General features: G+C 65.1%; 17 protein-coding genes. 5 read left to right on the top strand and 12 right to left on the bottom strand.

What is annotated here, in order from left to right:
* Positions 1–4 precede the first annotated feature (4 nt).
* A complete protein-coding gene (locus U0025_RS06270) occupies positions 5–634 on the top strand; it encodes a class I SAM-dependent methyltransferase (protein ID WP_004212060.1) in 630 nt (209 codons plus the stop codon).
* A 54-nt stretch (positions 635–688) separates the two neighbouring features.
* Here U0025_RS06270 and U0025_RS06275 read toward each other — a convergent pair whose 3' ends face one another.
* Positions 689–1,321, bottom strand: coding sequence for an RcnB family protein (locus U0025_RS06275; RefSeq protein ID WP_004212062.1), 633 nt, complete (start codon positions 1,319–1,321; stop codon positions 689–691).
* A gap of 159 nt (positions 1,322–1,480) precedes the next feature.
* Between U0025_RS06275 and U0025_RS06280 the strand changes: the two genes are divergently transcribed.
* Both U0025_RS06280 and U0025_RS06285 read left to right on the top strand, forming a co-directional pair.
* Positions 1,481–2,413, top strand: a complete 933-nt coding sequence (locus tag U0025_RS06280; RefSeq protein WP_004212063.1) for an ABC transporter ATP-binding protein — start codon at positions 1,481–1,483, stop codon at positions 2,411–2,413.
* On the top strand, positions 2,410–3,180 hold the full coding sequence (locus U0025_RS06285; RefSeq protein ID WP_004212064.1) for an ABC transporter permease: 771 nt from the start codon (positions 2,410–2,412) through the stop codon (positions 3,178–3,180). The genes U0025_RS06280 and U0025_RS06285 overlap by 4 nt, the downstream gene beginning before the upstream one ends.
* A gap of 66 nt (positions 3,181–3,246) precedes the next feature.
* On the opposite strand, the gene U0025_RS06290 is transcribed toward U0025_RS06285, so the two are convergent.
* From U0025_RS06290 to U0025_RS06310, 5 genes are all read right to left on the bottom strand, one after another.
* Entirely contained in the window at positions 3,247–3,567 is a 321-nt protein-coding gene (locus U0025_RS06290; RefSeq protein ID WP_004212065.1) for a WYL domain-containing protein, read from the bottom strand.
* Positions 3,568–3,680: 113 nt separating this feature from the next.
* Positions 3,681–4,991 carry an MATE family efflux transporter gene (locus U0025_RS06295; protein ID WP_051156972.1) on the bottom strand — a complete coding sequence of 437 codons (1,311 nt, stop codon included), beginning with the start codon at positions 4,989–4,991 and terminating at the stop codon, positions 3,681–3,683.
* Positions 4,992–5,110: 119 nt separating this feature from the next.
* Entirely contained in the window at positions 5,111–6,040 is a 930-nt protein-coding gene (locus U0025_RS06300) for a DUF808 domain-containing protein (RefSeq protein WP_004212067.1), read from the bottom strand.
* A gap of 118 nt (positions 6,041–6,158) precedes the next feature.
* Positions 6,159–6,401: a hypothetical protein gene (locus U0025_RS06305; RefSeq protein WP_004212068.1), complete on the bottom strand. Its 243-nt coding sequence runs from the start codon at positions 6,399–6,401 to the stop codon at positions 6,159–6,161.
* Entirely contained in the window at positions 6,398–6,757 is a 360-nt protein-coding gene (locus U0025_RS06310) for a hypothetical protein (protein WP_004212069.1), read from the bottom strand. Before U0025_RS06310 ends, U0025_RS06305 begins: the two co-directional genes overlap by 4 nt.
* A 105-nt stretch (positions 6,758–6,862) precedes the next feature.
* On the opposite strand from U0025_RS06310, the gene U0025_RS06315 reads away from it, so the two are divergent.
* Positions 6,863–7,132: a hypothetical protein gene (locus U0025_RS06315; RefSeq protein ID WP_004212071.1), complete on the top strand. Its 270-nt coding sequence runs from the start codon at positions 6,863–6,865 to the stop codon at positions 7,130–7,132.
* Positions 7,133–7,496: 364 nt separating this feature from the next.
* On the opposite strand, the gene rplI is transcribed toward U0025_RS06315, so the two are convergent.
* Genes rplI through rpsF form a run of 3 tightly spaced genes read right to left on the bottom strand, consistent with a single transcriptional unit; the run spans position 7,497 to position 8,749 of the window.
* A complete protein-coding gene (gene rplI / locus U0025_RS06320; RefSeq protein ID WP_004212072.1) occupies positions 7,497–8,093 on the bottom strand; it encodes a 50S ribosomal protein L9 in 597 nt (198 codons plus the stop codon).
* Between the two features lie 13 nt (positions 8,094–8,106).
* The gene (gene rpsR, locus U0025_RS06325; protein ID WP_004212076.1) at positions 8,107–8,331 is read right to left on the bottom strand and encodes a 30S ribosomal protein S18; all 225 of its coding nucleotides are present in this window, start codon (positions 8,329–8,331) and stop codon (positions 8,107–8,109) included.
* A 13-nt stretch (positions 8,332–8,344) separates the two neighbouring features.
* Positions 8,345–8,749, bottom strand: a complete 405-nt coding sequence (gene rpsF, locus U0025_RS06330; RefSeq protein ID WP_004212077.1) for a 30S ribosomal protein S6 — start codon at positions 8,747–8,749, stop codon at positions 8,345–8,347.
* A gap of 246 nt (positions 8,750–8,995) precedes the next feature.
* Here rpsF and U0025_RS06335 point away from each other — a divergent pair, with 246 nt between their 5' ends.
* Positions 8,996–10,399 carry a GntP family permease gene (locus tag U0025_RS06335; protein ID WP_004212079.1) on the top strand — a complete coding sequence of 468 codons (1,404 nt, stop codon included), beginning with the start codon at positions 8,996–8,998 and terminating at the stop codon, positions 10,397–10,399.
* Positions 10,400–10,554: 155 nt separating this feature from the next.
* On the opposite strand, the gene U0025_RS06340 is transcribed toward U0025_RS06335, so the two are convergent.
* From U0025_RS06340 to U0025_RS06350, 3 genes are all read right to left on the bottom strand, one after another.
* Positions 10,555–10,908 (bottom strand): RcnB family protein, encoded by a 354-nt coding sequence (locus U0025_RS06340; RefSeq protein ID WP_004212081.1) that lies wholly within the window; start codon positions 10,906–10,908, stop codon positions 10,555–10,557.
* A 177-nt stretch (positions 10,909–11,085) separates the two neighbouring features.
* Positions 11,086–11,802 carry a CPBP family intramembrane glutamic endopeptidase, BDIM_20840 family gene (locus tag U0025_RS06345; RefSeq protein WP_004212082.1) on the bottom strand — a complete coding sequence of 239 codons (717 nt, stop codon included), beginning with the start codon at positions 11,800–11,802 and terminating at the stop codon, positions 11,086–11,088.
* Between the two features lie 25 nt (positions 11,803–11,827).
* The gene (locus U0025_RS06350) at positions 11,828–12,004 is read right to left on the bottom strand and encodes a hypothetical protein (protein WP_004212084.1); all 177 of its coding nucleotides are present in this window, start codon (positions 12,002–12,004) and stop codon (positions 11,828–11,830) included.
* Positions 12,005–12,106: the final 102 nt, after the last annotated feature.

The following is a 12,106-nucleotide window of genomic DNA, read 5'->3' on the forward strand; positions in this document are numbered from 1 at the left end:
GCCCATGCAGCACAAGCCGAAGCGCAGCCGGGCAATCGCCCTGCCGAACAGCGAGTTTCGCGCCCGCGCCACCGAATATCTCGATTTCCTCGCCGCCTGGGTGAAGAAGCCCCGGCAGACCGCCTCGGTCGTGCCCAGCAGTCGCTATCTGGCGCGGCTGATGGTGGCCGACATCGATCCGCAGGGCGGCCGCGTGCTGGAACTGGGCGGGGGCACGGGCGTCTTCACCCGCGCCATCCTGGAAACCGGCCTGCCGGCCGACCGGCTGGAGGTGGTGGAGATCAACCCCGCCTTCGCGCGCGGGCTGCGGCGTCATTTCCCCCATGTCTCGATCCTGGAGACGCCGGCGCAGATCGTCTCGGTCGCCGCCGCCGGTGGCCCCGGCGACTATCAGACCGTGGTCAGCGGCCTGCCGCTGCTGGCGATGGACCGCGCGATGCACATCGACATATTGTCCGAAGCCTTCCGCATGCTGAAGCCGGGCGGTAGCCTGGTGCAGTTCACCTATTCGACGCGACCGCCGGTCAGCCGTGCGGTGCTGGACCAGCTGGGCCTGGAAGTTGTCCGCGCCGGCCATACGGTGCGCAATTTCCCGCCAGCGACGGTCTTCCGCTTCACCCGACGGGGCGAATGATCGGGACAAGAGAAAAGGGCCGCATCGCATGATGCGGCCCTTCCTGTTTCTGCCTCAGTAGAAGGCGCCATAGACCACATCGACCACGCGGCGCGACCGGACCTCGACCAGCAGCAGGTCGGGGCCATAGCGGATCCAGCGATAGCCATAGGGCGGCGCGCCCAGGCCCAGGCGCCAATAGTCGTTGTAATAATAATAGCTGGAGAAGAAGACCGCCGGCAGGAACAGGCCGACCGTCCAGCGCCGATAGCGATAGCCATGGGGATAGCGGAAGGCCGGGCCGGGGATCGGCCGGAAATTGGGCGGACGGCCGGCGCCGGGGCGATGCGGCTGGCCTGGCCGTGGTGGCTGGACGCCGGGACCACCGGGACGCGGCGGCTGGGGCGAAGGGCCTCCCGGACGGGGTGGTTGAACTGCCGGTCCACCTGGCTGGCCCGGACCGGGCGAAGGCTGTCCGGGGCGGGGCGGTTGCGGGCGAGAGGCACCGGGCCGGGACGGCTGTGTCGACGGACCGACGGGGCGGGAAGGCTGCACTGATCCGCCGGGGCGTGAGGGGGCGGGGGCAGGGCGCGTGGACGGAGATGGTCGAGCGCCGCCGCCTGATGGTGGTCGGCCGCCCTGCTGGGCGATGGCGATATCGGGAACGACGATCAACGCGATCGACAGATAGAGAATTGCCTTTTTCATAGCCTTCTCCACATGGTGGGGCGTCAAGCCTATGCCCGCGCATCACCGGCTTCAATCTTTTTCCAATATATTGCCCGGCTTCGCTATTTGCCGCGCTGCCGGTTGCATGGTGCGGTCCGCCTCCTATCTTGCCGACACAAGGAAAGGGGGCGCTGCCGCATGGCATCCATCATCGAAATCAAGGGCCTGACGAAAAGCTATGCGTCGGGCTTTCAGGCGCTCAAGGGCGTCGACCTGAATATCGAGGAGGGCGAGATTTTCGCGCTGCTCGGCCCCAATGGCGCGGGCAAGACGACGATGATCTCGATCATCTGCGCCAATGTCCGGCCCTCTGGCGGCACGGTGACGGTCGCCGGCCATGACATCATCCGCGACTATCGCGGCGCGCGCGCTGCAATCGGGCTGGTGCCGCAGGAGCTCAATACCGATCAGTTCGAGCGGGTGATCGACACCGTCACCTTCAGCCGCGGCCTGTTCGGCAAGCCGCGCAACGACGCCTATGTCGAGAAGGTGCTGCGCGACCTGTCGCTGTGGGACAAGCGCCACAACAAGATCCGCGAACTGTCCGGCGGCATGAAGCGCCGGGTGATGATCGCCAAGGCGCTGAGCCATGAGCCGCGCGTCCTGTTCCTGGACGAGCCGACCGCCGGTGTCGACGTCGAACTGCGCCGCGACATGTGGAAGCTGATCGGCGAACTGCGCCAGACCGGCGTCACCATCATCCTCACCACCCATTATATCGAGGAGGCCGAGGAAATGGCCGACCGGGTGGGCGTCATCAACCATGGCCAGCTGATGCTGGTCGAGGACAAGACCGCGCTGATGGAGAAGCTGGGCAAGAAGACGCTGTCGATCATGCTGGCCGAGCCGATCGAGGCGCTGCCGCCCGAACTGGCCGACTGGGATGTGGCGCTCAAGGCTGAGGGGCAGGAGATCGAATATCTGTTCGACACCCGCGCCGAACGCACCGGCGTTTCCTCGCTGCTGCGCAAGCTTGGCGATCTCGGCATCGGATACAAGGATCTCAACACGCGGCAGAGCAGCCTGGAGGATATTTTCGTGAGCCTGGTCCATCAGGAGAAAGCGGCATGAACGGCCCGAATCTGCGCGCCGTTGCGGCCATCTACAAGTTCGAGCTGCACCGGTTCCGGCGCACCTGGCTGACCGGCCTGCTGGTGCCGGTCATCACCACCTCGCTCTATTTCATCGTGTTCGGCGGGGCGATCGGATCACGCATGACGCAGATCGACGGCATTCCCTATGCCGCCTTCATCGTGCCGGGCCTCATCATGATGTCGATGTTCACGGAGAGCATCTTCAACGCCAGCTTTGGCATCTACATGCCCAAATTCACCGGCACCATCTATGAGCTGCTTTCAGCGCCGGTGTCGGCGATGGAGACGGTGATCGCCTATGTCGGGGCGGCGGCGACCAAGGCGCTGATCGTCGGCTTCATCATATTTGCCACGGCGCATCTGTTCGTCGACCTGCCGGTGGCCCATCCCTTCGCCATGGTCGGCTTCATGCTGCTGATCGCGGTGAGCTTCTGCCTGTTCGGCTTCATCCTGGGCATATGGGCGCAGGGGTTCGAGCAGTTGCAGGTGATCCCGCTGCTGATCATCACGCCGATGACCTTTCTGGGTGGCGCCTTCTACTCGATCCACATGCTGGCCGAGCCATGGCGCACCATCACCCTGTTCAACCCGATCGTCTATCTGATCTCGGGCTTTCGCTGGACCTTCTTCGGCAAGGGCGATGTCGGGATCGAATTCAGCCTGCTGTTCGTGGGCGGAATGCTTGCAGTGTGCCTAGGCATCATCGCCTGGGTGTTCCGCACTGGCTATCGGCTCAAGAAGTAACGACAAAAGAAAAGGGCGGCCAATGGCCGCCCTTCTTCGTTCGGGTCGATGCGATGTCATTGCCGATCAGGCGGCGGCGCTCTGCGGATCGACCGCGAACAGGGTCACGCCCTTATATTTGTCGTCGCCCTGGTCGTAGAGGCCGTGCATCGCCTCGAACGTCTCGTCCAGAATCTCGACATCGCTCAGGCCCGCCAGCTTGAACGTGCCCAGCTTCAGCTCGCGCGGCGGGCGGCCGTCGCGGTCCGTGGTCACGGCGTCCATGAACATCTCGTCATGGCGCGTGTAGAGGATGTGCGGGGCCAGCGTGACGACCATCTTGTTATAGGTCGCCTTGAGGCACTTCTGAAGCGCGATCGCTTCGAAGATAGGGGTCGGAGAGTCCATGATGGGCCGCCCATATCAAGAAACACGGCCCTGTTTCAATTGCTTTGTGCGTCGCACCATGTGCCTGCCGTGCAACCGGCCGGATTTTCAAGACGAATTGTGCGGCCGTTTTCCTAGCGCGGAACCAGCCCCAGCCGGTCGCGCAGCGACCAGCGCGCGATCAGCAGGATCGCCACCGTGCCGAGGCCCGCAGCCAGGCCGAACCAGATGCCAACGCCATGCAGCCCCATCGGGAAAGCGAGCAGGGCGCCGACGCCGATACCGATGATCCAGTAGCCGAAAAGGGCGAAGATCATTGGCACCTTGGTATCCTGGATGCCGCGCAGCACGCCCGCGCCGACGGCCTGCGCGGCGTCGACCAGCTGGAACAGCGCGGCGACCGCCAGGAAGCTGACCGCCAGATTGGCGGTGGCGAGATTGGCCGGATCATGGACGTCGAGGAAGATCGACACCAGCGGTCGCGGGATCAGGACCAGCATCAGCGCGGCCGCCATGGCAAAGCCGGTGCCGACGATCAGCGCCAGCCAGCCGGCACGGCCGATCGCGGCGGGATCGGCCCGGCCATAGGCGACGCCGACGCGCACGGTCGCGGCCTGGCCGATGCCCATCGGCACCATGAAGACCAGCGAGGCGATCTGGATCGCCACGGCATGGGCGGCGAGCGATTCCCGGTCGATCAGCCCCATCAGGAAGGCCGAGGCATTGAACACCGTGACTTCCAGCCCCAGCGTGATCGCGATCGGCAGGCCCAGCGTCCACACCGCTCGCTGCCGGTCGCGGTCACGCGTCCAGAAGCGGCCCATCAGGCGATAACGGCGGAATCGGCGATCGACGAGGATGACGGTTAGCAGGCCCAGGAACAGGAAGGTCGAGGACAGGGTGCTGGCGATGCCGGCGCCCAGCAGGCCGAGCGCGGGCAGGCCCAGATGGCCGAAGATCAGCGCCCAGCCGACCAGCACGTTGAACGGCATGGCGAGCAGCATGATGATGAGGCCCCAGAGCGGGCGCTCCAGTGCCGAGATGAAGTTGCGCAGCGTGGTGAAGCAGAGAAAGGGCAGCAGCGCCCATTGCATGCCGCGCATCAGATGGCCGGCTTCGCGGGCCAGGTCGGGCTCCTGCCCCATGGCGCGCAATATCGCCTCGCAATGCCACAGGATCAGCCAGGCCGGCAGCACGAAGAAGGCGGCGGCGCGCAGCGTCTGGTGGACGGTGCGGCGCACGTCGCGCACCGAATGGCGGCGACGGCCGCGTTCGCTGGCAATCAGCGGCGCGGCGGCGGTGACGAGGCCAAGGCCGAAGATCAGCAGCGCGTTGAAGAGATTGATCGCCAGCGCCCCGGCGGCGACCGCTTCCGCGCCCAGCCGGCCCACGAGCAGCAGATCGGTCGCGGCGATCCCCGACCAGGCGACATTGCCCGCGATCATGGGAATGGCGAGCGTGACGAGGGCGCGCGCCTCGATGCGCCAGGGGGAAGATTGGGTCACTTGGAAAGTCCGGAGCGAGGGAAGCGCCGGCAAAGGCGCGGGCGCTCCCCTTAATCGCCTCAGTGCTTCTTGAACAGATGCAGCACGGCAACGATGATGCCGCCGATCACCAGACCGACAATGCCCGCGCCGATCGCATTCACCAGCCAGTCGACCACTGGCGCGATCGCGGGCACGGCATGGGCGGCGCCTTGCGCCAGATGATGGATCGTGCCGGGGATCAGATCCCAATGGAATTCGTGCAGGCCATGGACGATCAGGCCACCGCCGACCCACAGCATCGCCGCCGTGCCGACCACGCCCAGCACGCTCATCACGACCGGCATCGCCTTCACCAGGCCGCGGCCGATGGCGCGCGTCGCCGCGCCGCTGCGCTGGGCGAGGTGCAGGCCGATATCGTCCATCTTCACGATGAAGCCGACCACGCCATAGACGCCGGCGGTGATCGCGATGGCGACGACGACCAGGATGATCGCCTGTTCCCAGATCGGTTCGCTGGCGACAGTGCCGAGCGCAATCGCCATGATCTCGCCCGACAGGATGAAGTCGGTGCGGATCGCGCTGGAAACCTTCTGGTCCTCCAGTTCCTTGGAGGTCAGGGTTGCGGCGGCATCCGCCACCTCGTCATGGCCGCCCTGGATCGCCTCCAGCAGCTTTTCCGCCGCCTCGAAGCAGAGGAAGGCGCCGCCCAGCATCAACAGCGGCGGCAGCAGCCAGGGCGCAAAGGCGCTGAGCGCCAGTGCCGCCGGCAGCAGGAACAGCAATTTGTTGCGCAGCGATCCGCGGGCGATCTTCCAGATGATTGGCAGTTCGCGTTCGGGGGACAGGCCCATGACATAATTGGGCGTGACGGCAGTATCGTCGATGACGACGCCGGCGGCCTTGGTGCCGGCCTTGCCGGCGGCAGCGGCGACATCGTCCAGCGACGTGGCCGCCATCTTGGCGATACCGGCAACATCGTCGAGCAGTGCGATCAGACCCGAAGGCATGGTTGAATAATTCCCCTGTTGAAACGGATGGATATCATCCGTGCGCGCTTCTTAATGCGCGGGCAGGGTGGGGGCAATGGAGCGATGATTGCCGGTTCGTGACCGGGCGTCGGCGATATCAGTAATTGCCAGGCGGATCGCTGGCGGGGAAGGATTCGTCGGACTGTTCATCGACCATGTCCCAATCGCTGTCGTCCGCCTGCGGTCCGGCGTCGCGGACGATGCCGGACGAGCCGACCGGGCCGCGATCGTCCAGATCATCGGCCGCGGCACCATCATCCTTGCCGGCCCGTTCCTTCAGGCTCTTCCAGGCAACGGCGCCCAGGCCGGTCAGAAAGGCCAGCTTCAACAATCCCTTCATGGTGTCTCCTTCGGCGCACTGTGAAGATGGACCCACTTGGCGGCGTCCTGGTCGATGGCCTCGGGGGGCAGGCGAATTTCGCCCTCTTCGTCCGCGCTGCCGGCATGGTCCTCGTCCGCGCCGGTCATGCCGGGCGGAAAGATGGTCCAGCGCTGTTGCAGGGCGGTATCGATCATCGCCTGCCAGGCGGTTACGTCGCCCGTCTCGCGCATGGCGGGATCGGGCTCCTTGAGCATCGCCAATATGCTGGCGGCATCCTCGACCCAATAGGGCCAGTTATGCGTCGCCCCGGCGGCGAGATGCCGGGCGAGGCGCTCAAGCAGGGTGCGTTGCTCCATGATGTCCGGAACGTTCATGGCGACTCTCCGTTCCTCATTTTCTCGCCATGCAACTTAATGGCAATCCTCGGGAAATGCCTCTCGGTATTTGAACCGATATGGGACGAAAAAAAGGAGGCAGACATGCCCAGAGGCGACAAGGATCGTTACACTGGCAAGCAGAAGCGCAAGGCCGCGCATATCGCGCAAAGCTATGAAGAGCGTGGCGTTTCGCATGACGAGGCGGAGGCGCGGGCTTGGGCGACCGTGAACAAGGATTCGGGCGGGGGCAACCTGTCGGGATCGGGGCGGGGCAAGCCCGACAGCCATGCCGCCGAACGGCGCAAGGCGGCCGATCGATCAGCCGCGGCGAAGAAGGGGTGGGAAACGCGCCGTCGCCGGGCGCAGGGCTGAAATCAGGGCGAGAAGATATCGCCGTTGCTGAAATGGGCGGCGAGATGATCGATCCAGGCGCGCACCAGCGGCGGCAGCCCGGTACGGGTGGTGAAGACGAGGTGGACGATCCCCTCCTGCGCGTGCCATTCCGGGAAAGGGTAGCGCCAGGGCGATCGACCGCGACGATCTGGACATGGCCCTTGGGATAGAGCGTCAGGAAATCGGGCAATATGGCCGTCACGGCGATGTGGCACCGGTCATAGACCGACAGGCCAAGCTCGGTGACCTGGAACCGGCGCGATGAGCGTCCGATCAACCGCCCAAGGCAACAAAAAAGCCGCCCGGTGACGGGCGGCTTTCTCGTTTGTCAGAGCGAAGAGGCTCAGGCTTCTTCGGCCGGGGCTTCTTCCGCCTCGACGGCGATTTCGCCCGGCTCGGCGTTCGGATCGTAATCCTCGGTGAAGCCGGCTTCGTCCTTCTCGAACAGGTCGGCCATCACGTCGACGCCCTGCGCCTGCAGTTCGGCTTCTTCCGGCGAGCGGGCAACGTTCACCGTGATGGTGACGGCCACTTCCGGGTGCAGCGCGACCTTGACGTCGAAGACGCCCAGGGTCTTGATCGGACGCTCCAGCACGACCATCGCCTTGGATACGTTGGTCACGCCATCGGCGTGCAGCGCGTCGACGACGTCACGGACGGCGACCGAGCCGTACAGGTGGCCGGCGTTCGACGACTGGCGGATCAGGACGATCTGCTTGCCGTTGACGCCTTCGGCAGCCTTTTCGGCGTCCGAACGACGAGCGGCGTTGTCGGCTTCGATCTTCGCGCGGTTGGCTTCGAACACAGCCTTGTTGGCGGCGTTCGAACGAAGAGCCTTCTTGTTGGGCAGCAGGAAGTTACGAGCGTAACCATCCTTCACGGTGACGACGTCGCCGATCGCGCCCAGCTTTTCGATGCGCTCAAGGAGAATGATTTCCATGGGTCTTTCTCCCTTACTTCACGATGTAGGGCAGCAGGCCCAGGTGACGGGCGCGCTTGATGGCCTGGGCCAGCTCACGCTGCTTCTTGGCGGACACCGCAGTGATGCGGCTGGGGACGATCTTGCCGCGCTCGGACACGAAGCCCTGCAGCAGACGGACGTCCTTGTAATCGATCTTCGGCGCATCCTTGGCGGCGAAGGGGCAGCTCTTGCGGCGGCGGAAAAACGGGCGTGCCATGTTTCAGATCTCCTTATTCGGCAGCCGGGGCTTCTTCGCGCTCACGGCGCGGGCCACGGTCACCACGGGGGGCACGGTCGCCACGTTCGGCGCGTTCCTGCTTGCGCATCATCACCGACGGACCGGCTTCCAGCTCTTCGACCTTGATGGTCATGTAGCGGATGATGTCTTCGTTGATCTGGGTCTGACGCTCCAGCTCGGCAATCACGTTGCCCGGTGCGTCGATGTTCAGCATGACGTAGTGCGCCTTGCGGTTCTTGGCGATCTTGTATGCGAGCGAACGCAGGCCCCAGGTCTCGACCTTGGTCACCTTGCCTTCATTTTCCTCGACGATCTTGGTGGCGGTTTCCGCCAGAGCGTCCACCTGCGCCTGTGCCAGATCCTGGCGCGCAAGGAACACATGCTCGTAAAGAGCCATGGGTATTGCCTCATCTGTTGGCCGATCGCTGACGCCCACCCCATGTGGAACGCCCCTCCGGCTGTCGTCTCAAGCATTCGAAATCGTCCGACGTCCGAATCCGGGGCCGAACGAAGGCGCGCCTATGACGGAAAAGCGGACGAAAGGCAAGCGGCATCGGTGCAGCCATGGGCGGCAGCGGCCCTGCTTGCAGTCAGGCTTCACCTGTCTCTATCCTGCCTGCCAGAAAAAGAGAAGGAGAGACGGATGGCGGTCGCGATCGCGGCACTGGCGCTGATCTTGCTGATGCTGGCGGCCTATCGCGGCATGAGCGTCATATTGATGGCGCCCTTGCTCGCCATGCTGGCGGTGTTCCTGACCGATCCGGCGGCGGTGCCGACCGCCTTTTCCGGCCTGTTCATGGACAAGGTCGCCACCTTCCTGAAGCTCTATTTCCCCGTCTTCCTGCTCGGCGCGCTGTTCGGCAAGCTGGTCGAGATATCGGGCTTTTCCCGCGCGATCGTGACGGCGGTGATCGGCTTTGTCGGCGCGGGGCGGGCGATCCCGGCGATCATGATCGTGACGGCGCTGCTGACCTATGGCGGGGTGTCGGTGTTCGTCGCGGTGTTTGCCGTCTACCCCTTCGCCGCCGAGATGTTTCGCCGCGCCGACATCCCCAAGCGGCTGGTGCCCGCCACGATCGGCCTTGGCGCGCTGACCTTCACCATGGATGCGCTGCCGGGCACGCCGCAGATCCAGAATGTCATTCCGGCCAGCTTCTTTGGCACCACTGCCTGGGCGGCGCCGGTGCTGGGCGTGATCGGATCGGTGGTGATCGCGGCGACGGGCCTTGCCTATCTCAACTGGCGGCGCCGGGCGATGGCGGCCGCGGGGGAGGGCTATGGCGCACCCGAAACGCTGGTCAACGAACCCGATCGGCAGGAAGAGGCGGCCGCCGTCCACCCGCTGGTCGCCCTGCTTCCGCTGCTGGTGGTGGGGCTGGGCAATCTGGCGCTGACGCTGCTGATCCCGCGCATCACCGGCGGGGCGGAAGAGGTGAGCATTCGGCTGGCGGGGCTGCCCGAGCCGGTGACAGCGAAAGTGACACAGCAAGCGGCACTGTGGGCGGTGGAGGGCGCGCTGCTGATGGGCATCGCCACCATCCTGATCTTCGCTTTTCCGATCGTGGCGCGGCGCTTTGCGGAAGGATCGAAGGCGGCGGTCGGTGGCGCCTTGCTGGCGGGGATGAACACGGCGGTCGAATATGGCTTTGGCGGGGTGATCGCGGCGCTGCCCGGCTTCCTGGTCGTCAAGGACGCCCTGAAGGCGGTGCCCAACCCGCTGATCAACGAAGCGATTACGGTGACGACCCTGGCCGGCATCACCGGGTCGGCGTCGGGCGGCCTGTCGATCGCGCTGGCGGCGATGGCGGACCAGTTCGTGGCGGCGGGCGACGCGGCGGGTATCCCAAGAGAGGTGCTGCACCGGGTCGCGTCGATGGCATCGGGGGGCATGGACAGCCTGCCGCATAATGGCGCGGTCATCACCCTGCTGGCGGTGACGGGCCTCACCCATCGTCAGGCCTATAAGGACATATTCGCGCTGACGCTCATCAAGACGATGACCGTCTTCGTCGTGATCGCCGTCTATTATCTGACCGGGCTGGTGTGAACGCGAAAGCGCCCCGGAGCGAAGGCTCCAGGGCGCTTTTCAGGAAGTGGGGCGCTTGGAGCATCCTCCGATTAGGTTGAATCGGGGGACGCTCTAGTTTCCTTTTTTGCCGCATTCTGCGAGTCGTCGGCTGTTCCAGCCGACTTCAGAATGCTCTAGCGGATGGCGCCGGCGACGACCGCGCCGATGATCCCGCTGGTGAGGGCGACCAGCACTGCGTCATTGCCCGAGCGGACCCAGTGGTAACCGCGCGGCGGGGCCGACAGGCGATAGCCGCGATAATTGTCGACGACCCGGTAATTGGTCGCATAGCGGCGATCGAAGCGCTGGCCCTTGGCCCAGTGGCGATCGTTGCGCACGACCGTCTTCTTCTGGACGACGGTGCGGTGCGGACCTTCCTTCACGACCCGGACGGTTTCGCGATGGGGCGCGGCCTGGGCCTGGGCGGTGACGATCGGGCTGGCGGCAACGGCGGTGGCGGTCAGGGCCAGGATGATCTTCTTGAACATGTCTTCACTCCTCTTGTTTCAATCGAGGGCGCCGCTTCCGGCGTCGAAGACAGGGATAGGCCGCGCTTGTCGCAAGCCTGTCCCAAGGGTGGGGCAGTTTTGTCGGAAATTGTATCAAAACCCGATTTAAGCTGAATATCAGTTCATAAATTACGCTTTTTCAATGCCTTGTTCGAATCACAGCATCAGCGAGATGGCATTGCCGAAATTGTGCAGCAGGATCGGCAGCAACAGGCTGCCGGTGCGCAGGCGCAGCCAGACGGCCAGCAGCGAGGGGATGGCGGTAAGCGCCATCACGACTGGATCGAAGCTGAAATGGCCGCCCGAATAGCCGAACGCATGGGCGAGGCCGAACAGGCCGCAGGACAGCAGAGCGCCCCAGCCCCAGTCGACGCCCAGGAAGCGGACCCGCCGGGTGAAGGCGCGATCGAGCGCGAAGAGCAGGATACCGCGATAAAAGGGTTCTTCCTCCAGCCCCGGCATGGTGAGCTGGAAGGCGATTTCCTCTGCGCTGCTCGGATCGTCGGGGAAATAGAGGGCGAGCGCCGTGAAGAAGGCGCAATAGAGGAGAGCCACGGGCAGGGCAGCGGTCAGGCTGCCGCGCGCCTGCCGGAGGGTAAGGCCGACCCGCTTCCAGCCGAAGGCCGGCAGGGCTGCGACCAGCAGCGTGAGGGCAAGGGCCAGCAGCTTGCCCTGCCAGTTCCAGCCGGCGGCGGGGATGAGATCGGGGATATGGCGATAGGCGCGGGTCAGCAGCGCGTCATTGGCGGCGACCAGGGCGGCGGCAACCAGCAGCCAGCCGGGCCGAAAGCCGCGCCGATCGATCAGGCCGATCGCGCCGCCAACAGCCAGCAGCAGCGCCAGCGTCCCGAGCAGGCCGATGACGCCGTTCATGCGCGCCGCTCCGGCGCGGGGCGGTTCAGTTGGTGGAAGCGGGCAGGGGCGTGGCGGTGACGGTCATGCGGGCGAGCAGAATGGGACGATCCTTGCCCTCCAGCAATTGCGCCGTCTGTGGTGCCTGCGCGTCGGCAAAGGGGGTGAGGCTGACCCCGAGCAGCAGCGCACTGCTGATGAGGCTGGCGGCGATCATCTTCATGGGGGCATTCCTTCCACAGCGCCGGAGCGGCGCCATGGAAGGAGGGATTAGGCAGAAGATGTCGCAGCATTATCCCGGATAACCGCCCTTTTGTCGGAAAAT

The organism is Sphingobium yanoikuyae, assembly GCF_034424525.1.
GTDB classification, from domain to species: domain Bacteria; phylum Pseudomonadota; class Alphaproteobacteria; order Sphingomonadales; family Sphingomonadaceae; genus Sphingobium; species Sphingobium yanoikuyae.